General features: G+C 70.3%; 19 protein-coding genes. 10 read left to right on the forward strand and 9 right to left on the reverse strand.

Annotated features, from left to right (window positions below):
• The coding region (locus tag QMZ92_RS25975) for an RHS repeat protein (protein WP_283299913.1) at nucleotides 1–5,072 on the forward strand (5,072 nt) is incomplete at its 5' end.
• 89 nt (nucleotides 5,073–5,161) lie between these two features.
• On the opposite strand, the gene QMZ92_RS25980 is transcribed toward QMZ92_RS25975, so the two are convergent.
• Nucleotides 5,162–5,542 (reverse strand): hypothetical protein, encoded by a 381-nt coding sequence (locus QMZ92_RS25980; RefSeq protein WP_283299914.1) that lies wholly within the window; start codon nucleotides 5,540–5,542, stop codon nucleotides 5,162–5,164.
• 499 nt (nucleotides 5,543–6,041) lie between these two features.
• On the opposite strand from QMZ92_RS25980, the gene QMZ92_RS25985 reads away from it, so the two are divergent.
• Together QMZ92_RS25985 and QMZ92_RS25990 are read left to right on the forward strand one after the other, a co-directional pair.
• Nucleotides 6,042–6,389: a type II toxin-antitoxin system RelE/ParE family toxin gene (locus tag QMZ92_RS25985; protein WP_283299915.1), complete on the forward strand. Its 348-nt coding sequence runs from the start codon at nucleotides 6,042–6,044 to the stop codon at nucleotides 6,387–6,389.
• 29 nt (nucleotides 6,390–6,418) lie between these two features.
• Nucleotides 6,419–6,742 carry a helix-turn-helix domain-containing protein gene (locus tag QMZ92_RS25990; RefSeq protein WP_138053449.1) on the forward strand — a complete coding sequence of 108 codons (324 nt, stop codon included), beginning with the start codon at nucleotides 6,419–6,421 and terminating at the stop codon, nucleotides 6,740–6,742.
• A gap of 78 nt (nucleotides 6,743–6,820) precedes the next feature.
• On the opposite strand, the gene mptB is transcribed toward QMZ92_RS25990, so the two are convergent.
• The 3 genes from mptB to QMZ92_RS26005 all read right to left on the reverse strand — a co-directional run bounded on the left by mptB (nucleotide 6,821) and on the right by QMZ92_RS26005 (nucleotide 9,704).
• Entirely contained in the window at nucleotides 6,821–8,374 is a 1,554-nt protein-coding gene (mptB, locus tag QMZ92_RS25995; protein WP_283300021.1) for a polyprenol phosphomannose-dependent alpha 1,6 mannosyltransferase MptB, read from the reverse strand.
• Between the two features lie 142 nt (nucleotides 8,375–8,516).
• A complete protein-coding gene (locus QMZ92_RS26000) occupies nucleotides 8,517–9,170 on the reverse strand; it encodes a hypothetical protein (protein WP_283299916.1) in 654 nt (217 codons plus the stop codon).
• 12 nt (nucleotides 9,171–9,182) lie between these two features.
• Nucleotides 9,183–9,704, reverse strand: a complete 522-nt coding sequence (locus QMZ92_RS26005) for an ATP-binding protein (RefSeq protein WP_283299917.1) — start codon at nucleotides 9,702–9,704, stop codon at nucleotides 9,183–9,185.
• A gap of 105 nt (nucleotides 9,705–9,809) precedes the next feature.
• On the opposite strand from QMZ92_RS26005, the gene QMZ92_RS26010 reads away from it, so the two are divergent.
• The 3 genes from QMZ92_RS26010 to QMZ92_RS26020 are packed head-to-tail and all read left to right on the forward strand — an operon-like array spanning nucleotide 9,810 to nucleotide 12,213.
• Nucleotides 9,810–10,610, forward strand: a complete 801-nt coding sequence (locus tag QMZ92_RS26010; RefSeq protein WP_283299918.1) for a helix-turn-helix domain-containing protein — start codon at nucleotides 9,810–9,812, stop codon at nucleotides 10,608–10,610.
• On the forward strand, nucleotides 10,607–10,849 hold the full coding sequence (locus QMZ92_RS26015; protein WP_283299920.1) for a DUF397 domain-containing protein: 243 nt from the start codon (nucleotides 10,607–10,609) through the stop codon (nucleotides 10,847–10,849). The genes QMZ92_RS26010 and QMZ92_RS26015 overlap by 4 nt, the downstream gene beginning before the upstream one ends.
• Nucleotides 10,846–12,213 (forward strand): cytochrome P450, encoded by a 1,368-nt coding sequence (locus QMZ92_RS26020; RefSeq protein ID WP_283299921.1) that lies wholly within the window; start codon nucleotides 10,846–10,848, stop codon nucleotides 12,211–12,213. Before QMZ92_RS26015 ends, QMZ92_RS26020 begins: the two co-directional genes overlap by 4 nt.
• 264 nt (nucleotides 12,214–12,477) lie before the next feature.
• Here the strand turns inward: QMZ92_RS26020 and QMZ92_RS26025 are convergent, their stop codons facing one another.
• Nucleotides 12,478–13,110, reverse strand: coding sequence for an alpha-ketoglutarate-dependent dioxygenase AlkB (locus QMZ92_RS26025; RefSeq protein WP_283299923.1), 633 nt, complete (start codon nucleotides 13,108–13,110; stop codon nucleotides 12,478–12,480).
• Between the two features lie 154 nt (nucleotides 13,111–13,264).
• The gene (locus tag QMZ92_RS26030; RefSeq protein WP_283299924.1) at nucleotides 13,265–15,361 is read right to left on the reverse strand and encodes a bifunctional polysaccharide deacetylase/glycosyltransferase family 2 protein; all 2,097 of its coding nucleotides are present in this window, start codon (nucleotides 15,359–15,361) and stop codon (nucleotides 13,265–13,267) included.
• A gap of 714 nt (nucleotides 15,362–16,075) precedes the next feature.
• On the opposite strand from QMZ92_RS26030, the gene QMZ92_RS26035 reads away from it, so the two are divergent.
• Nucleotides 16,076–17,287 (forward strand): pyridoxal phosphate-dependent aminotransferase, encoded by a 1,212-nt coding sequence (locus QMZ92_RS26035; protein ID WP_283299925.1) that lies wholly within the window; start codon nucleotides 16,076–16,078, stop codon nucleotides 17,285–17,287.
• Between the two features lie 114 nt (nucleotides 17,288–17,401).
• Complete coding sequence (locus tag QMZ92_RS26040) at nucleotides 17,402–17,788, forward strand: SCO4983 family protein (protein ID WP_283299926.1); 387 nt, start codon at nucleotides 17,402–17,404, stop codon at nucleotides 17,786–17,788.
• An 85-nt stretch (nucleotides 17,789–17,873) separates the two neighbouring features.
• Here the strand turns inward: QMZ92_RS26040 and QMZ92_RS26045 are convergent, their stop codons facing one another.
• Nucleotides 17,874–18,989 (reverse strand): tetratricopeptide repeat-containing glycosyltransferase, encoded by a 1,116-nt coding sequence (locus QMZ92_RS26045; RefSeq protein ID WP_283299928.1) that lies wholly within the window; start codon nucleotides 18,987–18,989, stop codon nucleotides 17,874–17,876.
• Nucleotides 18,990–19,082: 93 nt separating this feature from the next.
• On the reverse strand, nucleotides 19,083–20,594 hold the full coding sequence (locus tag QMZ92_RS26050; protein WP_283299930.1) for a glycosyltransferase family 39 protein: 1,512 nt from the start codon (nucleotides 20,592–20,594) through the stop codon (nucleotides 19,083–19,085).
• A gap of 779 nt (nucleotides 20,595–21,373) precedes the next feature.
• On the opposite strand from QMZ92_RS26050, the gene QMZ92_RS26055 reads away from it, so the two are divergent.
• Nucleotides 21,374–22,249 (forward strand): hypothetical protein, encoded by an 876-nt coding sequence (locus QMZ92_RS26055; protein ID WP_283299933.1) that lies wholly within the window; start codon nucleotides 21,374–21,376, stop codon nucleotides 22,247–22,249.
• A gap of 202 nt (nucleotides 22,250–22,451) precedes the next feature.
• Here the strand turns inward: QMZ92_RS26055 and QMZ92_RS26060 are convergent, their stop codons facing one another.
• Nucleotides 22,452–24,287 carry a phosphoenolpyruvate carboxykinase (GTP) gene (locus QMZ92_RS26060; RefSeq protein WP_283299935.1) on the reverse strand — a complete coding sequence of 612 codons (1,836 nt, stop codon included), beginning with the start codon at nucleotides 24,285–24,287 and terminating at the stop codon, nucleotides 22,452–22,454.
• 194 nt (nucleotides 24,288–24,481) lie between these two features.
• Here QMZ92_RS26060 and trhA point away from each other — a divergent pair, with 194 nt between their 5' ends.
• A complete protein-coding gene (gene trhA / locus QMZ92_RS26065) occupies nucleotides 24,482–25,159 on the forward strand; it encodes a PAQR family membrane homeostasis protein TrhA (RefSeq protein WP_283299936.1) in 678 nt (225 codons plus the stop codon).
• Nucleotides 25,160–25,273: the final 114 nt, after the last annotated feature.

Below are 25,273 nucleotides of genomic sequence, written 5' to 3' on the forward strand. Positions count from 1 at the left end.
CCACCGACACCCAGGTCGGCAACTACCTGGTCTCCCCGTACGTCCCCTCCGGCCAGGTCGCCTCGGTGACCGTACCCGCCGGTGTGCTGACCAACGGCAAGACCTACAAGTTCCGCACCTCCCCCTACGACGGAGCGCACTACAACCTCGGCTGGTCGGCCTGGAAGACCTTCCGCGTCGACACCACCGCGCCGTCCGCCCCGACCACGATCACGTCGACGGACTACCCGTCCACCGCATGGGTCAAGGGCGCGGGCCAGGCGGGCACGTTCACCGTCACACCCAACGGCACGGACCACAACTGGCTGGAGTGGTCGCTGGACGGCGTCGCCTGGACCAAGGTCGTCACCAGCGGCGCCACTGCCGCCAAGGCCATCAGCATCACCCCGCCAAAGGACGGCACCCACACCCTTCAGGTGCGGCAGGTCGACAAGGCCGACAACAAGTCCGAGGCCGTCGACTACACCTTCCACGCCGGCCCCGGCGGCTTCATCCAGCCCAGTGAGGGCGAGCGCACCGCCCGCCGGCTGCCACTGATCGCCGAAACCGACGGCAGCAAGTACGACAAGGTGTCGTTCTCCTGGCGCCGCTCCGAGGCCGACCCCTGGGTGCAGATCCCGGCGGGTGACGTCACCTCCGGCGGCACCCCGCTGACCTCGTGGCCGGTGCCGATGACCGGCGGCAAGAACGCCCCCCTGGTCTGGAACACCACCGACACCGTGGACCCGGACGGCACCGTCCAGATCAAGGCCGACTTCGCCGGACCCAACTCCGCCACCGGCGCGACCCAGCCGCTCACCGTCATCGTCGACCGCAACGCCTCCGGCGCCGCCACCGACGAGGTGGGTCCTGGATCGGTGAACCTCCTGACCGGTGACTACACCCTCTCGTCCACCGACGTCTCCGCCCTGGGCCTGTCGGTCTCCCGCACCGCGTCCTCGCGCGACCCGCAGAAGGGCGCCGGCCAGGAGGGCCAGGCGGCGATCTTCGGCAAGGAGTGGAACTCGGGCACCGTCGCGGAGGCGACCGAGTCCGACTACAGCCACATCCAGAAGGTCTCCGACACCGCGGTCGACGTGGTGACCGTCGAGGGCGACGCGATCCACTTCACCGCCAACGCGGGCAAGACCGGCTGGATCCCCGAGCCCGGCTCGGAGGACCTGACCCTCACGGGCAGCGTCACCGGCTCCTTCACCCTCACCGACGCCGAGGGCACGGTCACCGAGTTCACCAAGCCCGACCCGGCGGTGGCGACCTGGCAGGTCACCAGCACCCTGATGGACGGCCTCACGAACTCCACCACCACCGTGGTCTCCGAGACCGTGACCGTGGACGGCAAGAAGCTGGCCCGCCCCAGGCGGGTCATCGCTCCCACCTCCGCCGCCAGTGCCGCCACCTGCACCGCGACGCCGACGACGAAGGGCTGCCGGGCACTGGAGTTCGTCTACGCGGCCTCCACCACCGCCACCGGTTCCACCTTCGGTGATGTCACCGGCCAGGTGAAGGAGATCCGCCTGTGGTCCACCGAACCGGGTGCCGCGTCGGCGACCTCGAAGTCGTTGCAGATGTACCAGTACGACGACAGCGGCCGACTGCGTCGCACCTGGAACCCGCAGATCACCCCGTCGCTGTTCACCGACTACTGGTACGACACGGCAGGCCGTGTCACCAAGCTCGCTCCGCCCGGCGAACTTCCCTGGACGTTCACCTACGGAAACGCGGGCAACGCCGCCACCGCCGGTGACGGCATGCTGCTCAAGGCATCCCGCTCCGGCCTGAAGCAGGGCACCACGGATGTCGAGGAAGGTACCGCGTCCACCTCGGTCGTCTACGACGTGCCCCTGACCGGCACCAAAGCGCCCTACACGATGGGGGCCGCGGATGTGAAGGCATGGGGCCAGACGGACGGGCCGACCGACGCGGCCGCGGTCTTCCCCGCGGACGCCGTGCCGTCCTCGCATTCCGGAGACGAGCTGACCGCTGCCTCCTACAACCGCGCCGATGTCACCTACATGGGTGTCTCCGGGCGCTCGGTCAACACGGTGACCCCAGGCGGGCACATCACCACCACCGAGTACGACCGCTTCGGCAACACGGTGCGCGAGCTGTCCGCCGCCAACCGGGCCGTCGCCCTCGGTGTCAGCGCCGACGACCGGGCCGTCCAGGCCGACCTCGGCATCGCCCAACTGTCGAGTGCCGAGCGCGCGAACCTGCTGGCCACCGCCTCCATCTACAACGAGACCGGAACCCGGGAGTTGGAGGAGTTCGGCCCGCTGCGGCGGATCGACGTAACCGCCGACCTGAAGTCCGGCTCCACCACTCTGGTCCCGGCCGGCACTTCGGTGACCGCTCGCAACTGGACGGTCAACGAGTACGACACAGGTCGCCCGTCCGACGGCAGCGCCAAGGTCAAGGACCAGGTCACCAAGGTCACCACTGGGGCCCAGGTGCGCGAGCACCCGACCGTCCATGGTGAGACACGCGTTGTCGAAACGGTCTACGACTGGGCCAAGGGCCTGCCGACGAAGTCCATCCAGGACCCCTACGGGCTGGCCATCACCACCACGACCGAGTACGACGCCCAGGGACGCGTGGTCAAGACCCTGAACACGGGCAGCACGGGCTCCGACGCCGGCACCGTGGTGACCACCTACTGGTCCGCGACCGGCACCGGCACCTGCGCCGGCCGTCCGGAGTGGGCCGACCTCGTCTGCTCCGTCGGACCCGGTGGCGCCATCACCGGCGGAGGCGGCAATCCGACCGCCCTGCCCACAACCACCACCGAGTACGACTGGTGGGGCAATGCGGCCAAGGGAATCGAAACCGCGAACGGCGTCACCCGGACCACAACCACGACGTACGACGCGGCGGGCCGTCCGACGACCGTCAAGGTGACCGGTGGCACCGGCCAGGCGGTCCCCGACACCACCACCGCGTACGACCCTGGCACCGGCAAGGAGACCAAGACCACTTCGCCCACCGGCGGCAGCATCACCCGGGCATACGACGCACTCGGCCGGCTGAGCTCGTACACCGACGCCGACGGCGGCAAGACCACGACCGAGTACGACCTGCTCGACCGCCCGGTCAAGATCAGCGACACCGTCCCGTCCACCGTCACCTACACCTACGACACGACCGCCGAGCCGCGCGGCCTGGCCACCACCACCACGGACTCCATCGCCGGTGCCTTCCACGCCACCTACGACGCGGACGGCTCGGTCGCCACGGAGAGACTGCCCGGCGGCTACACCCTCGCCCAGACCGAGGACACCACCGGCGCTCCGGTCAACCGCACCTACACCCGGGACAGCGACGGCACCATCGTCATGTCCGACGCCGTCACCGAATCCATCCAGGGCCAGACCACCAGCCACGCCGGCTGGTCCGACCAGACCTACCGCTACGACGCCGTCGGCCGCCTCACTCAGGTCGACGACACCGTGGAGACGGTCTGCACCCGCCGGACCTACGGGTTCGACAAGCACACCAACCGCACGTCCCTGACCACCGCCGCCGCGGCACCCGGTCTGGACTGCCCGACCACCGGAGGCACCGCCAAGAACTCCACCTTCGACAGCGCCGACCGCCTCACCGACACCGGTTACGGCTACGACGCGTTCGGCCGCACCACCGCCCTGCCCGGCGGGGTGAGCGTCGGCTACTACGCCAACGACCTCGCCCACCAGCAGACCTCCGCCACCAAGCGGCAGACCTGGCAGCTCGACGCCAATCTGCGCTTCCGCTCCTGGACCGTGGAGACCAACAACGGCGGCACCTGGTCGCCGACCGAGAACAAGCTCAACCACTACGACGGCGACACCGACAACCCCCGCTGGATCATCGAGAACACCGCCACCGGTGCCCTGACCCGCAACGTGGACTCCCTGTCCGGGAACCTCGGCGCGATCACCAGCGCCACCGGTGACACCGTGTTGCAGTTCACCGACGTCCACGGCGACATCGCCCTGCAACTGCCGCTCGATGCAGGCGAGGCTCCGATCGTCCTGGACACCGACGAGTACGGCAACCCGCGCAGCGGCCAGCAGGCAGTCCGCTATGGCTGGCTCGGCGGCAAGCAGCGCTCCAGTGAGACGGTGGCCGGCTACACCCTCATGGGAGTACGCCAGTACAACCCCGCCACCGGCCGCTTCCTGTCCGTCGACCCGGTCCAGGGCGGCAACTCCAACGCCTACGAGTACTGCTCGGCCGACCCGGTCAACTGCTTCGACCTCGACGGCAAGTGGGGCTTCAAGAAGTTCTTCAAGAAGGCCAAGCGCTGGGCCTGGCGCAACAAGTGGGACATCGCCCTCACCGCGGCCGGCTTCATCCCCGGCCTCGGTGCCGCAGCATGGGGCTACCGCGCCTACCGCGGCTACCGCGCCCTGCGAGCCGCACGCACCATCGCCCGCAGCTGCCGCCGGAACTCCTTCCTGCCCGAGACGCCGGTCGTCATGGCCGACGGCAGCACCAAGCCGATCAGCCAGGTGGAGATCGGAGACCTGGTCCAGGCGGTGGACGAGAACACCGGTGAGACCACGATCTCCCCGGTCTCCGACGTGATCACCGGTCACGGCACCAAGGATCTCGTCACCCTGTCCGTGGACGCGGATGGAGACGGCAGGTCGAAGAAGATCACTGCGACCGCCAACCATCCCTTCTTCGTCCAGGGCCGCGGCTGGGTCGACGCGTTCCAGCTGAGCCCGGGCTCCCGCCTGTCGAACCCGAGCGGAATCGCGCCAGAGGTCACGGCCACCAGCCGTACGCAGGCGGTCCGCACCGTCCTCAACCTGACCGTCGCAGGCAGCCACACCTACTTCGTGGTCACCGATGGGCGATCGGCGCTGGTCCACAACTGCGCCCGGTACATCCCCAAGAAGCGCAACGTACTGAACTGGTGGCACCCCACCCGGTTCAGCAGCAAGGCCGCTGCGGTCCGCCACGCCAAGCAGGTCGCGCGAACCGGAGGCCGCTGCCGATACCGAGGCCCGTGCAGCTCCGGTAACCACGTGCACGTCGACTTCATCAACCGATTCGGACGGATCTTTCGCACCAATCACTACCGCTGGTGAAGCCCGCGGCCATGAAGCGAGAGCGGTGACATGAACCTCGGGGCGGTCAGCATCTGCTGACCGCCCCAACTCATGCCGTCACCACGGCGTCAGCAGAATTCCTCGATGTACAGCAGGACACGGCCGTCCTCGGAGCGAAAGTCGAACGCCTGGTACCTCCCCGACTCGGATGTGTTCAGCTCGTCCTTGATCAGGGTCCATACCTCCTCGCGTCCGTCGGTTGGCACGGGCCTCAGCACCTCTCCGGCGCCCTCCCCAACGATCAGCTCGTCCGCGCCGCTCACCAGTCGCCTGATCACTCGAGTGTCCAGCGGCCCCCTGTTCTTCCTCCACAGACAGCCCTGCTGGTCCACGAGTTCACCCGCGCTCGCAGGGGAGAGCTGACCGGTGTCCGGATCAGACCCCTCCATGGGTTCCAAGGAGGCCATCACCTCGGCGAAACTCTTGTCGGGCGCTCGCTTTCTCGGCATGAGCCCAGTCTGTCACCAGAACCATCTGCAGACGACCTGGTTCGGGGCGGCGCGGTAGGTGCCGCCGGACAGGAAGGCAAGTAGGTCTGCGCTGACAAGGCGTACGGCTCCCGCGGGACGCCTACCTGCGAAGACCCGGCATCGGCCGCACCACCCCGGAGAGGGCTGACCAGGTCCGCAACCTCAAGAAGCTCTCGCCACGCGGTGGATTGCGGGATCAATCGCCTCAAGGGCCCTGCGTCAGCGAGAAGCGGGCAGCGCGCGGATGCCCCGAGGATACGCGTGGCCGCCGGCGCCGATGGGGCAGGGCGCCGCTCGGCGGGGCCACCTGGTCCGGGGACGCCCTGCCGGCGGCCGGTCGCCGGGACCGGTGCGCCGGGACCGACGGTGGTGCCGCGGCCGGACGGCACCGATCGGGTGAACGCCGCGCGGATTCGACGCCCTGCACCGCCTCGGCGGGTTTAGCTTTCGCTAAACTCGGCGAGAGGCGGGCACATACGTGGCGGAGCACTGGGACGTCTGTCTGACGAGCGAGGTGGATCAATGGCTCAACGACCTGGAGAAGTCGGATCCCACGTCGTACGTGCAGGTCAACCAAGCCATCTGGATTGTCGCTTGCAACGGGCCCGCCGAAGGGCGGCCGCTGGTGGACCGGGTCAAGGGATCCGTTCTGCACAATCTCAAGGAGCTGCGCCCCGGCTCGGCGGGTCGCAGCGAAGTCCGCATCCTGTTCATGTTCGATCCCTGGCGCTCGTCGGTCCTGCTGGTCGCGGGCGACAAGGCAGGTGACTGGAACGCCTGGTACGCCAGGACGATCCCCTTGGCAGAACGCCTGTACGCGGAGTAGGTAACCGCCCGCACGGAGGAGCTGGAACGGTGACCGGACGGATCAAGTGGTCAGCGAGTGGACACCGCGAGCGGGCCGAAGAGCTCGCGGGCGGCCACGACGCCTTCGCACGAGGGGCCGAGCGGCTGCTGGCGGAGGCCCGCGCATGGCGGCTCACCGAGATGCGGGAGGAGCGCGGCTACACCCAGGCGCAGGTCGCCGAGCGCATGGGCGTGAGCAAGGGACGCGTGTCGCAGATCGAGAGCGGACAGGTGTCGGGGACCGACATCATGGCGCGCTACATCCAGGCGCTCGGAGGCAGCCTGATGCTGGTGGCGGTCTTCGACGACGGCGACCTGCGCAAGGTCGGGTGAAGACGGGCGGGCGCACGCCACAGCGGCATCACCGGCAGGGCGCCCCCGTGTCCACGCCCTGATCGACGGCACCTTGGTTCATCGAGGACGGGAAACGGACGGACCCCCTGGCGGGACGATCGCCCCGCCGGGGCCGGTGAGCGCCGGACTCGCGGGGCGTCGGCGCAGGGCGACGAGCGCCACCGCGCAGGCCAGCGCCCCCAGCACGAAACCGTACGGCGGGGTGTGCCCCGAGGGGGCCGTCTCGTACACCAGCCCGGCGGACAGCACCATCAGCACCCGGACGACCGGGGACTCCCGAACGGGTACCGTCGCGGCGACGGCCGCCGTACCCCACAGCAGGTACCACGGCTGCACCATCGGTGAGAGCGCCACCAGCGCCAGCAGCGACAGCCCCAGGCCGTACACGGGATCGAGGGGCCGGCGGCCGCGCCACGGGAGCACCGTCCGGAAGGCGAGGAAGGCGATCACCGCGAGCGCGGCGGCGAGGCCGATCGTCTGCACCGCGCCCTTCACGGCGCCGAGTTCGGCACCCGCGAGGGCCCGCGCGGCGAGGCCCGCGCCCTGGCCCAGGTCACTGGTGAGCGACAGGGGCGTGTGTATGGTCCCGGCGACGCTCTGCGTCCGCAGCCAGCCGAAGCCGGTGCCGCCGAGCAGCGAGGCGGCGGCCACGACGGCGGCGGCCACCAGCCCGGGGCCGGGCATGGCCTTCACCACGCGCCGCACCAGAGGCCCTTCGCCCCGGCGCACCACGATCAGCCCGATGAAGAGCAGTGCGAGCGCCGCCGGGGACTTGATCATCACGGCGAGGGCGACGACCGCACTGCCCGTCAGCGGCCTCCCGCGCAGCGCCAGCAGGACCCCGGTCAGCATGAGACCGATCATCAGGCCGTCGTTGTGCGCGCCGCCGACGACGTGCAGCAGCAGGAGCGGGTTGAGGACGGCCAGCCACAGCGCCCGGCGCTCGTCCGCCCCGCACTCGACGGCCAGACCGCGCAACGCCCACACGATGAGGAGGAGCGCGGCGACGGCGACCAACCGCATCCCGAGCACGGCCGGCACGACGGTGCCGCCCGTGCCCCACACCACGGCCTTCGCCAGCAGCAGGAACACCGGACCGTACGGCGCCGGGGTGTCCGTCCAGTGACCTCCGACGCTCGCCGCCGCGTCGGCGCCGAGCGAGTCCGGGCCGAGCGCCGACGGCCCGTGCGCGTACACGTCGTGGCCCTCGAGGACCATCGCTCCCTGCGCGATGTAGCTGTAGACGTCGGCACTGTGGAGCGGTGGCGCGAGGACGAACGGCGCGGCCCACCAGCCGAGGGTGACGAGGGCGTGCCGGACACCGGGCCCCTTGCCGCCGTTCCTGTCGCCGTCGCCGTCCCTGCTGCCGTTCCTGTCGCCGTCGCCGTCGCCGTCGAGCAGCCTGCCGTACGCCCACCAGGCCAGCACCAGCAGCGTCAGCCCGGCGTACGCGAGGACGGCGCCCGCCGTGGTCACCGCGGATCCGTACGTACCCCACAGCCCCCACGGCTCGCGCACCGGAAGGGCTCCGGCGACCGTGCCCCCGGCCGCCACGGCCAGCGCCCCGGCCGTTCCCAGCCGGCGCGCGCCGACCGCACTCCGCATCCACATGAGCAGCAGGTCCGTCCCCACCAGGTCTGCCGGCCGGCGCCGGGTCGCAGCCGGGTCACGCAGCCGGGTCGCAAGGACTGCCGAGCCTACAGCGCCCTTCCGCAGGTTCGGCCGACCGCTCACGTGCCGTTCGCGCGGCCGCTCAGCGGGCGTGGAGCATGTACGTGTTCTCCAGCTCGTCCTGCACGACGGTGGCCTTCTTGTCCGCCGTCCGCACGTGCATGTCCTCGTCCGGCGTGTGGGTGCGGAACCGCCAGCCGTCCGGCAGCCGCAACCGCTCGCCGAGGGAGGCAAGGGAGTCCATCGTCTGGCCCGGGTCCACGGTGTGGGAGTACGCCTGCAGCACGAACGTCCGGCCGTCGGAGTCCTCGAGCGCGTACACGGGCCTGCCGGCCTTGAGCACGTACTCGGTGTCCCGGTCCACGGTGGTGGTCACGTAGTGCTTCTTGCCCGCACCGGCGGAGACGTCGACTTCCGGCGGGATACGGACATCGGCGGCCCAGCGGGCCTGAAGGCCGTCGAACTTCTCGACGTCGCCCCAGTTGTACGTGGTGACCTCGTCGATCGTCCAGAACCGGGGGCCGTTCAGGATGACGGCCGGGACGCCGAACTGCGCCGCCAGGGCTCCGGCGTCCAGCGCGTTCCACTTGTCGAGGGGGCAGTCGTTGAGGCCGTAGGTGTTGTAGACGGCGCCCTTGAGGCCGCCGTTCCCGTCCGGCGAGATCAGTACGACCTCGCCGTAGCGCTCGTCGCGCATGCCGCTCAGGTGCCGGGAACGCTTCGCCGGGTCGGACATGGCTCCTCCTTGTCACGGCCCGTCGTCCACGGCTGCGGGAACCGTGGCGGCGGGCCAGGGCCCGCCGAGAGGCAGGCCCGGGTCGTGACGCGCGTCGTCCACTCCCTCCAGATCAGCACACCCGGAACGCGCCCGCACGCCGTCGCCGATCTCGAACCACACCGTCTTCCCGATGCCGCACTCCCGCGGGTGGGCACCCCAGGCGTCCGCGAGCGCGGCGACCAGCGCGAGTCCGCGCCCCGACTCGTCGTCCGGCCCGGCGGCACGCGGGCACGGCAGCACATCGTTCGCGTCCGAAACCTCGACCCGCAGCACGCCGTCGCCGCCCAGCACGCACCGGGCCCGCACCTCACGTCCCGGTGGGACGCGGGCGTGCCGGCAGGCGTTGGTCACCAGCTCACTGAGCAGCAGCACGGCCGTGTCGGTCAGGTCGTCGGGGAGCTTCCACTCCCGCGACTGCTCGGCCAGGAACGCGCGGGCCCGGCCCGCGCTGCGCGGGCTGCGGGGCAGCCGCCACTCGATGTGCTGATTCATGGCTCATACGCTGCTGGCGCCGCCAGGGCCTGATGAAGTAACGACATGGGTACGCACGGTGGTTGCACCCGACGCGTACACCTGGGACGGGGAGGGCGACCAACCATGACGGAGACCTGGCGGTACTGCGGCAACCAGATCAAACTGTGGCGGACGGAGGCGGGCGTCAGCCGCGAGGAGCTCGGCAAGGAGGCCAACTACGAGTACGAGTACGAGACGGTCAAGTCGATGGAGCAGGGCCGCCGCAAGCCGAGCGCCAGGCTGCTCCAGGTCGCGGACCAGATGTGCGGGGCGCAGGGGAAGCTGCTGGCGGCGCTGGAGTTCCTGAAGCCGGAGCCGTTTCCGGCGCGATCTCAGGAGTACATGGCGATCGAGGCCGAGGCGATCGCGCTCCACTGGTACGAGCCCCTGCTGACCCCCGGGCTGCTCCAGACCGAGGAGTACGCACGTGCTCTCATCAGCGAGAGCTGCCCGCCGCTGGACGAGGAGACCGTGGAGGAGCGGGTGGGGGCCAGGTTGCGGCGGCAGGAGGCGCTGACGCGCAGGTCGAGCGCCCTGTTCAGTTTTGTGCTGCACGAGGCGGCCATGCGCAGCATGGTGGGCGGCCGTGAGTCGATGAAACGCCAGCTCCAACGACTGCTCGAAGCAGCCGAACGGCGGAACGTCTCCGTCCAGGCGCTGCCCATGGGCCGATGCAGCGGCCTGGCACTGGCGGGCTCGTTGCTCCTGCTGGAGACTCCCGAGCACGAGCACTATGCCTACTCCGAGGTACAGACGACCAGTGCACTCCACGCCGAACCCGCCAAGATCAGTGAGCTGTCCCAGCGCCATGACATGATCCGCAGGCACGCCCTCTGTGTCGAGGACTCAGCCGAGTTCATCAGAAAGGTGGCCGACGAACTATGAGCGACACACTCACGTGGTTCAAATCCAGCTACAGCGACAGCGAGGGCGGCGCCTGCGTCGAAGTCGCCCTCGATTGGCGCAAGTCCAGTCACAGCGACAGCCAGGGCGGCGCCTGCGTCGAGATGGCCGCCTGCCCCCACAGCGTCCACGTCCGTGACTCCAAGCTCGGCGAGGACGGCCCGCGCTTCGCCGTCGCCGGTGCCGCGTGGACGCGCTTCCTCGGCGGTGTCTCCGCATGACGACGAGCGCGCGTGTGCCCGGCCCGGCCGGTATGCCCTTATTAGGGTCGATGTTCGACCTCAAGCGGGACTCCCTCGGCACGTACCTCGCCGCCCGCCGGGCGCACGGCGACGTCGTCCGCTTCACCGCCGGGCCCCCGGGGCTGCGGATGGAGCTGTACGCGGTGTTCTCGGCGGAGGGCGCCCAGCAGGTGCTGGCGACCGACTCGGCCAACTTCCGCAAGGACAACGCCTTCTACCAGGAGGTCCGGGAGTCCTTCGGCAACGGGCTGCTGACCAGCCAGGACGACGACTACCTGCGGCAGCGGCGGCTCATGCAGCCGCTGTTCACCCGCCGCCGCGTGGACGGCTACGCCTCCGCCGTCACCGAGGAGACCGCCGGGCTCCTCGACCGCTGGGCCTCGGCCCCGGGCGGCACGGTCGACGTCGTCGACGAGATGACGCGGCTGGCGCTGCGGGCGGTGGCGCGCATCCTGTTCGGCACGGACGTCGAGGCGGCGGTCCCCGTCGTCGAGCGCTGCTTCCCGGTCATCGGCGACTACACGCTCCGGCGCGGGTACTCCCCCGTCAACCCGCCGCGCAGCTGGCCCACTCCGGACAACCGCCGGGCCGCGTCCGCGACGGAGGAGCTGTACGGGGTGTGCGACCGGATCATCGAGGAGCGCCGCGCGGAGGGGGACGCGGCGAAGGGCGACGACCTGCTGACCCTGCTCGCCCGGGCGGAGAGCTCCGAGGACGGGGCCCTGGACGCCTCCGAGATCCGGGACCAGGTGCTGATCTTCCTGCTCGCCGGGCACGAGACGACGGCCACCTCGCTGGCGTTCGCGCTCCATCTGCTCGCCCGACACCCGGAGCAGCAGTCCCGTGCCCGTGCCGAGGCCGTGCGCATCCTGGGGAACCGTACGCCCGAGGCGTACGACCTCGACGCGCTGCCGTACCTCACGCAGGTGCTGAAGGAGGCGATGCGGCTCTACCCGGCCGCTCCGGTCATCGGCCGCCGCGCGGTCGCGGACGCGGTCGTCGGCGGGCACACGATCCCGGCCGGTGCGGACGTGGTCGTGGCGCCGTGGGTGACGCACCGGCACCCCCGCTACTGGGAGGACCCGGACCGCTTCGACCCGGAGCGGTTCGCCCCGGGCGCGGACAAGGACCGTCCGCGCTACGCCTGGTTCCCGTTCGGCGGAGGGCCGCGGGCCTGCATCGGCCAGCACTTCTCGATGCTGGAGTCCGTGCTCGCGCTCGCCATGATCCTGCGCGGGTACGAACTGGAGGCGGTGGACGAGCGGGTCCCGGTCGACGCGGCGATCACCCTGCGCCCGAAGGGCCCGGCGCGCTGCCGGCTGCGGCCCACCGGGGGCGGGTGACGCCGGCGGGCCGAGGTCTGCCCGCCGGGCCGGCGGGTGTCCCGCTCCCTCGATTTCGGACACGCCCGTCCGACGGAGCCCCGGGAGCGGCTCAGCCGGACGACGGGTGGCGGCAGAGGACACGGCAGGGGCCGGTCGCTCGATGCGACCGGCCCCTGGTACGTCGCGCACCCGGCGAGCCGCAGCGGCACGGGCACCATGCGACCGGAGCCGGCCAGGACACGGGAGACGGACCGGCTGCGCGGGGCCACGACGGCTCGGCCCTCAGTTCACCCCGCGCGGCCGGAACTGGACGCTGATCCTGGCGCCCACCGCCCGGCCGGTCTTGGGTACGGCGTGTTCCCACGTCCGCTGGCAGGAGCCGCCCATGACGACGAGGTCGCCGTGGCCGAGGGCCTTGCGGACCGTGGGGCCGTGGCCGGTCCTGGGCCGGAGCGCGAGGTCGCGCGGGGTGCCGACGGAGAGGATGGCGACCATCGTGTCCTCGCGGGAGCCCCGGCCGATGCGGTCGCCGTGCCAGGCGACGCTGTCGTGGCCGTCGCGGTAGTAGCAGAGCCCGGCCGTCACGAAGGGCTCGCCGAGTTCGGTCGCGTAGTGCGCGCCGAGCGCGTCGCGGGCCTCGGCCAGGGCGGGGTGGGGCAGCGCCTCGCCCTCGCGGTAGTACGCGAGCAGCCGGGGGACGTCGACCTCGCGCTCGTACATCCGCCGCCGCTCCGCGCGCCAGGGGACGCCGTCCGCCAGTTCCCGGAACAGCGCGTCGGCACCGCTCAGCCAGCCGGGCAGGACGTCGAGCCAGGCGCCCTGGCCGAGCACCGTGCGGCGGACGTCCGTCAGCGGGCCGAGGCGGATCTCGTCGGTCTGGTCGAAGAGCGAACCCTGGAGGTGGACTGACGGCATGGCTCCAGAGTACCCGGGAAACCGAACAAGTGAGCTATTTGCTCGCTCGGGTGGCGAGCCACGGAGCGCGGCCGCGCATCAGGGCGCTCAGGCGGACGTGCAGCGTGCGCATGCCTCCGGGTCCGGATCACCGCGCGCGTGCGCGCCTGCGGGTTCAGACCGCCGCGGTGCGACGGTCCGACAGCTCGTCCGCTGCCGAGCCGGTCCGGTCCATCCGCTGCCACCGGAGCCGGTTGCCCATGAGGGCCGTGACCACCGACTGGACGACCACCAGGTACATCAGCTGGCGGTAGACGAAGATCTGGAGCGGCAGGCTCCACAGGGGCTCGAACCGCTCGCGGTCCAACCTCAGCGCGTACATCGCGCCGAGCACCTGAACCGCGGTGAACGCGAGCCAGATCGCCGCCGCCTGCCCGGCTCCCTGGAACAGCAGACCGTACAGCGCGAGCACGTCCACGAGCGGGGCGAGCAGGGGCAGGACCGTCTGGAAGAGCAGGAGGTAGAGGAGGCCGCGGCGCCCCAGCTTTCCGGCGGCTCCGCGCCCCACCACGGCACCGCGGTGCTTCCACATGGCCTGGAGAGTGCCGTAGCACCAGCGGTAGCGCTGCTTCCAGAGCTGGCGCACCGTCGCCGGGGCCTCCGTCCAGGCAACGGCGGACTCCTCGTAGACGACCCGCCAGCCCGCCCGGCACAGGGCCATGGTGAGGTCGGTGTCCTCCGCGAGGGTGTCGTCGCTGACGCCCCCCACGCCCAGCAGCGCCTCACGGCGGAACGCACCGATGGCCCCGGGGACGGTCGGCATGCACTCCAGGACGTCGAACATCCGGCGGTCGAGATTGAAGCCGATGACGTACTCGAGGTGCTGCCAGCGGCCGAGGACACCCTGCCGGTTGCCGACCTTGGTGTTGCCGCTCACCGCGCCCACTCGCGGGTCCGCGAGCGGCTGGATCAGGTTGCCGATCGCGTCGGGCTCGAAGACGGTGTCGCCGTCGATCATCACGATGATGTCGAAGTGGGCCCAGGCCAGACCCGCGTTGAGCGCGGCGGCCTTGCCCGCGTTCGGCTGGCGGATCACCATCACACGGCGGTCCTCGATGGAGTCGGCGATCCGGAAGGTCCGGTCGGTCGAGCCGTCGTCGACGACGATGACCTGGACGGCACCGTGGGAGGACGCGAGCAGCGAACGCACGGTCGCCTCGATACCCGCCTCCTCGTTGTACGCCGGGACGATCACCGAGACCGGATCGGTGACGGGGGGCACCAGGGGCCCGCCGCGACGGCGGGACCGGCGCGGACGCCCGGCGCGGACGCGGCGCTTCACATGGACCCTCGCCACGGTGAAGAGCATCACGAGGCGAACGGCGGTGATCACACCGGCGACGACCAGGAACCAGGTCATGGCGTCGGCGAAGGCCCGGGACCCCTGCTGGGCACGGACGACCGCGGCCCCCCTCCACTCCGCCGCGGTGGACACGCCGTACGTGGTGCCCGTCAGCCCGAGCCCGCGGCCGACGGTGGTGAACCGGACCTCGCCGCCACCGGCGGCCAGCAGCCGCTCGGTCTCCCCGACGGCCGCCGGCGAGCCCGTGAGCCTGCGTACCGCCCCCTGGCCGGAGGTCCGTCCCGGGGGATCAGCGGTGACCACGACATAGCCGTCGTCGAGGGCGCGGTACGCCGCCGCGCCCATGGCTCCGCAGAGCGTGGCGGGCCCAGCGGTGTGCGGCAACCGCAGGAGGTGGGTACCGATGCCCGCGGTCCCGGCGAGGACGTTCTGCGTGAGGGCGAGTTCGAGCCGGGTGCGGGGCCCGGACAGCCCGGCGAGATTGGCGTCCGTATAGGTGTGCGATCCGATCTCGTGACCGTCGCCCTTGATCCTGCGCACCAGGTCGGGGTGGGCGGCGGCCTGGGTGCCGGTGAGAAAGAACGTCGCCTTCGCGCCGGCCCGCGCGAGCACGTCGAGCAGGGCCGGAGTCCAGGCGGGGTCGGGACCACCGTCGTAGGTGAGTGCGACGGTGCCGGCGGGCATCCGGGCCGCGGCCACACCGCTGGACGCCGGATCCTTCCTCAGCACCGGCCCGCCCGAGAACGCGGTGTCCGCCGTGGCCGCGCACGGGCCCGACGGGGCGGCGGTCGGGGCTATCTCGTGCCGTCCGTAGCCGCTGAAGACCAGAGCCGTGGCCAGCACCGCCAGGGTGAGGGTCAGCAGCACCCAGTGGGCGCGCGGGTCACGGCGCGCAGCGTGCCGCGTCACTTCGGCCCCTTGCCTTCCGCGTCCGGACCGCGCCGGGGAGCATTGCCCGAGTTGCCGGGCGCACCCGTCACGGTGCTCGCCCGGGAAGTCTCCGAGGCGGCGGCCGGCGATCCCGACGTGCCGTCGCCCGGGCCCGCGGGGACAGGAGTCGGGACGGCCGGACCGGAGGTTCCGGACGACGGCTCCGTGGCGGGCTCGCGCTCCGCCCCACCGCCCCCGGCGGACTCCTCCTCGGCCGGCCCCCCGGCCTCCTCCCGCGACGGGGACGGCTCACCTGCCGCAGGGTCCCGGTCCTGGCGGCTCTGGCTCCACGGGAGCGGTCCTCCGGCCGGGCCGGCGCCGAAGCCACCGATCGCCACGACGGCGAGGAAACAGACACACAGGGCGCCCAAGGCGACCGATACGAACGTCATGAGCCGACGTCGGCGCCCGGAGGTGTCGACGAACACTGCGTTCCGCTGGCGAGTCACAGCCGCGCATTGTAAACACCGCGATGTCGGCCGCGACAGCCTCCTCACAAATGAGGCTTTTCCCCACGGAAGGCCCTATAGAAGGCCCCGCCGTCGCAGGAATTCGGCCAACTCACCGGGCGAAGGCCCCCGCGCCCCGTCTCTCCTCGGGTCACCCGGGACGTCCCGACTCGCGACCCGCCCGCACCCCGAGGGTGTCCCAAAACACGGAGCGCGTCCCGCGGCGGGCCCGTAAGCTCGCGTCATGCAGGTGATCCAGTCGACCAAGCTCGCCAACGTCTGTTACGAGATCCGCGGACCGGTGCTCGAGGAGGCGATGCGACTGGAGGCCGCAGGACACCGCATCCTCAAGTTGAACACCGGCAACCCGGCCGCCTTCGGGTTCGAGTGCCCGCCGGCGATCCTCGAGGACGTGTTGCGCAACGTGGGGGACGCCCACGGCTACGGCGACGCGAAGGGCCTGCTGAGCGCACGCCGCGCGATCATGAGCCACTACGAGACCAAGGGCGTCCCGCTCTCCGTCGAGGACATCTACCTCGGCAACGGCGTCTCCGAGCTGATCCAGATGTCGATGCAGGCACTGCTCGACGACGGCGACGAGGTCCTGGTACCGGCTCCGGACTACCCGCTCTGGACGGCTGCCGTGTCGCTCTCCGGCGGGACGGCCGTGCACTACAGGTGCGACGAGCAGTCCGACTGGATGCCGGACCTCGCGGACATCGAGCGGAAGATCACCGACCGCACCAAGGCGATCGTGATCATCAATCCGAACAACCCCACCGGCGCCGTGTACGACGACGAGATGCTGCGGCAGCTCGCGGACATCGCCCGCCGGCACCGGCTGGTGGTGTGCTCGGACGAGATCTACGACAAGATCCTCTACGACGGCGCCACGCACACCCCGACGGCCGCGATCGCGCCGGACCTGCTGGTCCTCACCTTCAACGGCATGTCGAAGAACTACCGGGTCGCGGGCTACCGCAGCGGCTGGCTCGCGGTCTGCGGCCCCAAGGCGCACGCCGCCTCGTACATCGAGGGCCTGACGATCCTGGCCAACATGCGGCTGTGCGCCAACATGCCCGCCCAGCACGCGGTGGCCGCCGCGCTCCAGGGCCGGCAGTCCATCGAGGACCTCGTCCTGCCTGGTGGGCGGCTGCTGGAGCAGCGCGACGCGGCGTACGACCTGCTGACGCAGATCCCGGGCGTGACGTGCGTGAAGCCCAAGGGGGCGCTCTACCTGTTCCCGCGGCTCGATCCGCACGTTTACAAGATCAAGGACGACCGGCAGATGGTGCTGGACCTGCTGCGGGCGGAGAAAATCATGGTCGTCCACGGAACGGGCTTCAACTGGCACGAGCCGGACCACTTCCGGATCGTCACCCTGCCGAACGCGACGGACCTGGCGGACGCGGTCACCCGGATCGGGAACTTCCTGGACGGCTACAGCCAGCCCTGACGCGGAGGGCCTCCGGAGCGTGAGCGGAGCGGGACCCCCACCTTCCGGACCCCACTCAACTTTAGACGCGATCTAAGCTAGGATGGCTCCAGAGCTACCGCAGGAGGCCGTCCCATGTACGAACCGATCCGCTCGAAGACGGTGCAATCGACGGCCGGCGAGTCCGACTTTCCCCACCGCACCCGTGAGGAGGAGCTGGACATCCAGCTCGCCGGGCATCTCGCCGCGCTCCTCGCCGTCACGGACGAACTCGGCCTCGGCGCCGAGGCCGAGCGCATCGCCGAGCAGATCGCCCGGCTGCGCGGGACGCCGCCCGTGCGCCATGCCGGACGCACCGGCGCCGACCCGTCCGACCTGCACCGCCGCGCCCTGGCCCTCGCCGGGCGCGCCCTGGTGGTCGCCGCCTCGCGCGCCGACACCGCCGCCGCGATCCTCGCCGCCGAGCGGATGGACGCGCACACCGCCGCCCTGCGCGACACGCGGTTGGTCGGCGCCCCCTGACGGCCCCGGTCCGCGTGCCACGAGACGCGCGGACCGGGCGCCATACGGAGTCCCGACGCTCGCCCGCTGCCGTCGGCCAGGCGCATCAGGCGTCGACGAGCTCCTTCGAGCCCAGCTTGCGCTGGGCGAACTCGAGGTTGCGCATCACGCGGTCACGATGTTCGGAGGGCAGCTTGCCCCCGTCGAGGAGCCGCTCGCAGCAGTTCCTCGACTCCTCGTACTCCCCCATCCAGTATGCGGAGACAGCGAGTTCGTCAAGTGCCCGCCACTCGTACCAGGCGTGCTCGACGAAGAGGATGTCCTTCGAGTACGGGATCCGCGCCGCCTGCCGCGCGAACAGGTGGGCCAGCGGCCAACGCGGGCCGTTCTGGCGGCACAGGCGCGCGAGCTCGCCCAGGGCCTCGGCCCGGGTGGGCCGGCATTCGTGCGCACGGAGGAGCCGGTCGATCAGCTCGGCCTGCGGCCGCCCGAGCCGTGCCGCGAGCCGTGCGGCGTAGAGGTGGGAGCAGAACACCTCTTCGGGCCAGCCGCCCATGGCCGCGCGGCGGTCGTAGGCCTCGAGCGACTTCTCCGGTTCTCCGGCGTCACGCCAGCTCTGGGCCAGGTAGAAGACGTAGCGGGTGTTGTCGGGTTCCTTGAGGAGACCCTGCTGAAGGGTCTCGGCATCACGCAGGTATTTGTTGCGCTGCCCCTCTCCCTTCATGCGGGCACCACCGCCGAGCGAGAGGATGTTGAAGCCGTCCATCATCCCGATGCTGTGCCGTCTGCCGCACTCGATGTACTCGTGGAGAACGCCGACGTACCGCCAGGGCAGCCGGGTCGAGACCATGGCCTGACGGTAGTGCTTCATGCTCACGGTGTGCAGGGCGATCCGGTAGGCGTCATGGGTCAGCTGTGGCATCCGGAAGCCGGGCCGGATCTCCATCACGTCGTCGGCGTCGATGAACAACAGGTAGTCGGCCTTGTCACGGGCCAGTTCGATCGCCTCGGTGCGACTCCCGTCGTATCCCTTCCAGGGACTTTCGTGCAGTTCGCCGGGCAGGTCGCGGTAGACCTCGCGGATGACGTCCTGGGTCCCGTCGGTCGAGCCGGTGTCCAGGATGACCCATGTGTCGATCAAAGGGCGCACGGATTCGAGGCAGCGTTCGATGACGTGGGCCTCGTTCTTGACGATCATGTTCAGGCAGACCGTTTGCTTCACTGGTCCCATTCACCTCAGCGATGTAGACGACCGAACAGGGGAATTCCCGCGCGGGGTGCGGATGTCGCGGCGGCCCGTGGGAGGGGAGGGAGATCAGGTCTTGGCCGTGGGCCTGCGCTCGAGAAGTGTCACGGTCAGTCCACTGAGGTACACGGAATCCTCGATGGCGTAGTGCATGCGCAGGGGCACGGCCTGGATCACGGGGACCGAAGCCAGCGGGTCCTCCGGTTTTCCGGCGACCACCACCCAGATCCGCTTCTCGCCCCTGAGGCATGCGGACGGCCTCGCACAGGACTTCGGATAGAGCTCATGGTTCTCGGCCGCCGTCCTCTCGACGAAGACCTCGCGCAGCTTCAGATCGCGCGGAAGGTAGTAGCGGACCCCCTCGTCGAGCATCCATGGTCCGCCCTTGACCAGGATCATCGCGTCCCCGGGCCGGTGATGCTTCTCGATGGTCCGGGCGGCTCCCGCGTAGTCGGCGCTGTGCGGGACGTCGTGCTGGTACGCCTCTCTCATCCTGCGCTGGTCGGGCAGCACGAGCAGGGCGAGCACGCCCAGGCCCACGGTGACCGGCAGCCAGGAGCGCGTCGCCGCCGCGATTCCGGCGCCGGCGAGCACTGCCCAGGCCGACACGGTGAACATGGCGTACTGGTAACGGAAGTAGGAGGTCTCCCCGTGCGAGGCCATCCACAGCACGAGTGTGGGCAGCACGGCCATCGAGGCGCACAGCAGCAGGCCTTCCCCGCGTTCCTTCCACGCCATGGCGGCGAGTGCGATCACCACTCCGGCGCACAGGGCGGAGGCGAACAGCTGGGGCCAGATCTCGACGAGACCCCATACGCCTGGCTCGGCGACCCAGAAGAGCTGCCGTTGCGCCTGCGAGCTGCCCAGTACGAACAGCGGGGCGACACAGGCGGTGCCGGCCATAGCCGCAGCGCAGAAGGACCAGAAGACACGGCAGCCTTCGCGGCGGGCGCGGCGGGCGACCACGATCAGGTGCGCCGTCAGGCCGCTCAGCGCGACCAGGTGCAACAAGCCGGTAAGGGCCACGCAAAGGGCGTACGCGACCCAGCGTCCCCGGCTCCGCGGCTCGTCCATCGCCCGGATCAGCAGGTACGTGGCCAGCGTTGCGACCATGACCACCAGCGCGTAACTGCGGGCCTCCTGGCCGAACCGACTCACGACGGGGATCAGCGCGAACAGCAGTCCGCCGCACAGCCCGGCACGCCGGCTGAAGAGCCGGTTCCCGATCAGGGCCACGAAGGCCGCCGCCGCGCTCATGGCCAGCGCCGAGGGCATGCGCAGGGCGGTGTGCGAGTCCCCGAAGACGGCCATCCACCCGTGCATCAGGAGGTAGTACGTGGAGTGCACCGCGTCGACGTGGTGCAGCAGACCCAGGAGCTGCTCCAGGCTGCGCTGGCCCACGTTCCGGGTGACCAGTTCGTCGGTACCCAACTGTGGGAAGTCGATCGAGTGCATCGCGAGGGCCAGGGTGGCCAGCGCCGGCCACAACCACAGGCCGTCCGGTCTCCTGAACCGCCGTCGCCCGGCTTCTTCGGGGCGGACCTTTTCGTCGTGCTCGCGAGGACGGGTAAGAGTCGTCACGGCACAGTCTTAGCTCCGCCGTGATCGCCCCGGAGTCCGCCACGGACGGTCGAAGCCGTCATTCGCCTGATCGGTCCCGGGCAGGACGTTTATCAAACGAACCTTTCAGCCGATCACAGCCCATCCATGTGCACTCACACCTTGCCGCTTTGCGACTTCTCTTCTCTGCCGTCAGGCCTCCGGGGATCCCTGCCGGGCCTGCTGGTCACGTCCGCTGGAGTGTGGGGTCACGTCCTCTGGAGTGGTGTATCGACAGCCACTCGGTGATCTCCTGGTCCCGGTGTGGCCAGAGGTCAGTCAGCTGTGCGGGGCTGGCGGCAGTCGCCCTGTCCGCCTGACCGTCCGTCATTCAAGGGGGACTGCGTGCGGGCCGATTGTGGCCGTGAACAGCAGTTTCCGGCAGAATCCCGCAACACAGCATGAGGGGACACGACCGGGACTGAGGCTGTCCGAGGTCCTCAGGATGCCGGCAAGCTCCGGGGGGCTCTGCTCCGGGCCAAGCCCCTGTGTGCCGGGAACCCTTCGCACAGCGGAACGCCTGCGGGCTCGCCGACGGCAAAGAGATCATCCATGCGTTGATGCTCGTGAACCCTCGGCCCCGGGACGGAGCACCGCGGGCGGGGCTGCGCATCGTGCCATCGGGCTGTTCTTGCTGGGCCAATGTGTTGATCTCGCCGTGTGTCACTCAAGGTCACGGCCGGGCTGAGCGAAGTATGCGTCGGGGAGGTCATCTGGGCTTCCCGATGCAATCACCCCATCGGTTCCACAAGGAGCAATTCATGAGTCCTGAGCACAGGACCCCTTCCGGCCTTGGCCCGCTTCCGCAGCGGGGCGGATTGGTCGCCCGCAGCGCGATGACATCGCTGGCTCTCCTGATGCTGGGCTTCGCCGTTCCTGCGGCGGCAGTCGGCCAGACACCCGCGGGCCCGGCGGGCCCGGCGGCGGCAGACACCTGCTACGACGTCCACAGCGGCCCCAGCGGTACCAGCGTCACCACGCTGGCCGACGACTGCGACAGGGACAGGGACAGGGACAAGAAGAAGGTCGGGCCGACCGGGCCGACCGGGCCGACCGGGCCCACGGGGGACACGGGGGACACCGGAGCCACCGGAGACACCGGAGCCACCGGAGACACCGGAGCCACCGGGGACACGGGAGCCACCGGGGACACGGGAGCCACCGGGGACACCGGAGCCACCGGAGACACGGGGGCCGGCGCGTGCGTCGACATCGACTCGTACGCGACCAGCAACGCCAAGGAGTTCAGCGTCGCGCTCCTGCCTGACGGGACGACGTGGGTCGGGCAGCGGCCGCACGACGGTGGCGTCGACCTCGACGGTGACGGCTTGATCTTCGAGCCCGTCGGGGACTACTCCTGGGAGGATCTGACCGACAACGACGGCTACCCGGCGGCCGAGATCCCGTGTGCCGTGTCCTTCACGGCACAGGGCAACACCGCCTACGCGAAGGTCCTCACCCTCGAGGGCCAGGTGTGGGAGATCCAGGGCGAGATCAACTCCGGTGCTGGACTCGCCCCCTTCGTGTGGGACGACGACTGGGACCTGATCGACGACCAGCCGGGGGCGATCCTGAACTTCCAGGCGGAGAAGGCCCTCGACAGGGCACCGAGCGCCCCGAAGAACACCAAGAAGTAAGCGCTCTTCGCGCCGGTCCGCCGTCCGAAGGCCGACCATGACCCTCCAGTGAAGCACCGTGCCGTGCCCGGGACCTCCCGGGCACGGCACATGTGCGTCTGCGGGCCGCGCCGCAGGGCGCGGCGGAGACGGAGAAAAGGCCGGGGCCCGCTCCGTACGCCGTTGTACGGTGCGGGCCCCGGTCTCAGCTCCGAGTGGGGGTTCAGCCCAGTCGGGCCACCAGGGCGCGGTACTCGTCCCACAGCTCCTTCGGGGTGTGGTCACCGAAGGTGTTGAGGTGCTCGGGGACCAGCGCGGCCTCCTCGCGCCAGACGTCCGCGTCGACCTTGAGCAGGAAGTCCAGGTCCTCGTCGGCCAGTTCCAGGCCGTCGGTGTCCAGGGACTCCCGGGTGGGGAGGATGCCGATCGCGGTCTCGACGCCCTCGGCCTTGCCCTCCAGGCGCTCCACGATCCACTTCAGAACGCGACTGTTCTCGCCGAAGCCCGGCCACACGAACTTGCCGGCGTCGTTCTTGCGGAACCAGTTCACGTAGTAGATCTTCGGGAGCTTGGCCTGGTCACCCCGTGCCGAGGCGGCCTGCCCGACCTTGATCCAATGGGCCATGTAGTCGCCCATGTTGTACCCGCAGAAGGGCAGCATCGCGAACGGGTCGCGGCGCAGCTCGCCGACCTTGCCCTCGGCGGCGGCGGTCTTCTCGGAGGCGACGTTCGCGCCCAGGAAGACACCGTGCTGCCAGTCGAAGGACTCCGTCACCAGCGGGACGGCGGAGGCGCGGCGGCCGCCGAAGAGGATCGCCGAGATCGGCACGCCCTTCGGGTCCTCCCACTCCGGCGCGATGATCGGGCACTGCGCGGCCGGGACGGTGAAGCGGGCGTTCGGGTGCGCGGCCGGGACGCCGGACTCCGGCGTCCAGTCGTTGCCCTTCCAGTCGGTCAGGTGGGCCGGAGTGTCCTCCGTCATGCCCTCCCACCAGATGTCGTTGTCGTCGGTGAGCGCGACGTTGGTGAAGACCGCGTTGCCCCACAGGGTCTTCATCGCGTTGGCGTTGGTGTGCTCGCCGGTGCCGGGCGCGACGCCGAAGAAACCGGCCTCGGGGTTGATCGCGTAGAGCCGGCCGTCCTCGCCGAACCGCATCCAGGCGATGTCGTCGCCGATGGTCTCCACGGTCCAGCCGGAGATCGTGGGCTCCAGCATGGCCAGGTTGGTCTTGCCGCAGGCCGACGGGAAGGCGGCGGCCACGTACTTCGACTCGCCCTGCGGCGGGGTCAGCTTGAGGATGAGCATGTGCTCGGCGAGCCAGCCCTCGTCGCGGGCCATGACGGACGCGATGCGCAGGGCGTAGCACTTCTTGCCGAGGAGCGCGTTGCCGCCGTAGCCGGAGCCGTAGGACCAGATCTCACGGGTCTCGGGGAAGTGCGAGATGTACTTCGTGGAGTTGCACGGCCACGGCACGTCCTCCTGGCCGGGCTCCAGCGGCGCGCCGAGGGTGTGGACGGCCTTCACGAAGAAGCCGTCGGTGCCCAGCTCGTCCAGGACGGCCTGGCCCATCCGGGTCATGGTGCGCATGGCGACGGCGACATAGGCGGAGTCGGTGATCTCGACGCCCAGCGCGGAGAGCGGCGAACCGAGGGGGCCCATGCAGAAGGGGACGACGTACATCGTCCGGCCCTTCATCGAGCCGCGGAAGATGCCCTTCTCACCGGTGAAGACGTCCCGCATCTCGGCGGGGGCCTTCCAGTGGTTGGTCGGGCCGGCGTCCTCCTCCTTCTCGGAGCAGATGAACGTCCGGTCCTCGACGCGCGCCACGTCCGTGGGGTCGGAGGCGGCGTAGTAGGAGTTCGGGCGCTTGATCGGGTCCAGCCTGCGGAACGTGCCCTTGGCGACCAGTTCCTCGGCCAGGCGGTCGTACTCGGCCTCGGAACCGTCGCACCAGACCACCCTGTCCGGCTGCGTCAGAGCTGCGATCTCGTCGACCCAGGCGATCAGTTCCTGGTGTTTGGTGGGTGCGTTGCTGGGAGCCGCGATATCGCGCGCCACGATTGCTCCTAAAAGAGGGGTTTGATGTTGTTGCCCCGTGGGGGCTGCGACCCGGATGCTTCGTAGCTGCTCATCCGGTGCCGACCGCACTCATCTGATCATCCGCGCCCGGTGCCCATATGTCCAGAGGACCTCTCACGTGAGCATTGCCACTCGGAGTCCGTCACCTACGGCCCCGTAGGTAGCATGCCGCCATGACTGCAGCCCCGCCCGACGTGCACGAGATCGATCCGCCGCCGGTGAAGCCGCGGCTGCGGGGCTGGCTGCACGCGGGGATGTTTCCCGCCGTGCTGATCGCGGGCATCGTGCTGACGGCGCTCGCGGACTCGACCCGCGGCAGGATCGCCTGCGGCATCTACGTACTCACCGCCTGTCTCCTCTTCGGTGTGAGCGCGCTCTACCACCGGGGCACCTGGGGCCCCCGCGCGACGGCCGTCCTCCGCCGGCTCGACCACGCGAACATCTTCCTGATCATCGCCGGTACGTATACCCCGCTGACGCTGCTGCTCCTGCCGGACTCCACCGGGCGGGTGCTGTTGTGGGCGGTCTGGGCGGCAGCGGTTGCCGGAATCGCCTTCCGGGTGTTCTGGGTCGGCGCGCCTCGGTGGCTCTACACGCCCTGCTACATCGCGATGGGCTGGGCCGCGGTCTTCTTCCTGCCCGACTTCATGCGCAAGGGCGGCATCGCCGTCCTCGTGCTCGTGATCGTCGGCGGGCTGCTGTACAGCGCCGGCGGCGTCATCTACGGGATGAAGCGGCCGAATCCGTCACCGCGCTGGTTCGGCTTCCACGAGGTCTTCCACTCCTTCACCCTGGCCGCCTTCGTCGTCCACTACGTGGGGATCTCCCTGGTCGCCTACCAGCACGCCTGAGCGGCCCCGGAAGCACGTGAACGGTTCACGGCCGTGGTCGCGGCTCCGGCCGGTGGCCGACAATGACGGCCATGGCCCCCTCCGCGCACCGACCGCCCACCGGCCCCGACGGGT

The sequence above is a fragment of the Streptomyces sp. HNM0645 genome (assembly GCF_030056615.1).
GTDB classification, from domain to species: domain Bacteria; phylum Actinomycetota; class Actinomycetes; order Streptomycetales; family Streptomycetaceae; genus Streptomyces; species Streptomyces marianii.

What these genes read in the sequence shown, in the direction of transcription:
- QMZ92_RS26035 (WP_283299925.1), top strand. Translation starts at nt 16,076, where the DNA reads ATGCAGGTGATCCAGTCGACCAAGCTCGCCAACGTCTGTTACGAGATC.
- QMZ92_RS25980 (WP_283299914.1), bottom strand. Translation starts at nt 5,542, where the DNA reads ATGCCGAGAAAGCGAGCGCCCGACAAGAGTTTCGCCGAGGTGATGGCC.
- QMZ92_RS26025 (WP_283299923.1), bottom strand. Translation starts at nt 13,110, where the DNA reads ATGCCGTCAGTCCACCTCCAGGGTTCGCTCTTCGACCAGACCGACGAG.
- QMZ92_RS26000 (WP_283299916.1), bottom strand. Translation starts at nt 9,170, where the DNA reads ATGTCCGACCCGGCGAAGCGTTCCCGGCACCTGAGCGGCATGCGCGAC.
- QMZ92_RS26040 (WP_283299926.1), top strand. Translation starts at nt 17,402, where the DNA reads ATGTACGAACCGATCCGCTCGAAGACGGTGCAATCGACGGCCGGCGAG.
- QMZ92_RS26010 (WP_283299918.1), top strand. Translation starts at nt 9,810, where the DNA reads ATGACGGAGACCTGGCGGTACTGCGGCAACCAGATCAAACTGTGGCGG.
- QMZ92_RS26020 (WP_283299921.1), top strand. Translation starts at nt 10,846, where the DNA reads ATGACGACGAGCGCGCGTGTGCCCGGCCCGGCCGGTATGCCCTTATTA.
- QMZ92_RS26055 (WP_283299933.1), top strand. Translation starts at nt 21,374, where the DNA reads ATGAGTCCTGAGCACAGGACCCCTTCCGGCCTTGGCCCGCTTCCGCAG.
- mptB (WP_283300021.1), bottom strand. Translation starts at nt 8,374, where the DNA reads ATGTGGATGCGGAGTGCGGTCGGCGCGCGCCGGCTGGGAACGGCCGGG.
- trhA (WP_283299936.1), top strand. Translation starts at nt 24,482, where the DNA reads ATGACTGCAGCCCCGCCCGACGTGCACGAGATCGATCCGCCGCCGGTG.
- QMZ92_RS26015 (WP_283299920.1), top strand. Translation starts at nt 10,607, where the DNA reads ATGAGCGACACACTCACGTGGTTCAAATCCAGCTACAGCGACAGCGAG.
- QMZ92_RS26005 (WP_283299917.1), bottom strand. Translation starts at nt 9,704, where the DNA reads ATGAATCAGCACATCGAGTGGCGGCTGCCCCGCAGCCCGCGCAGCGCG.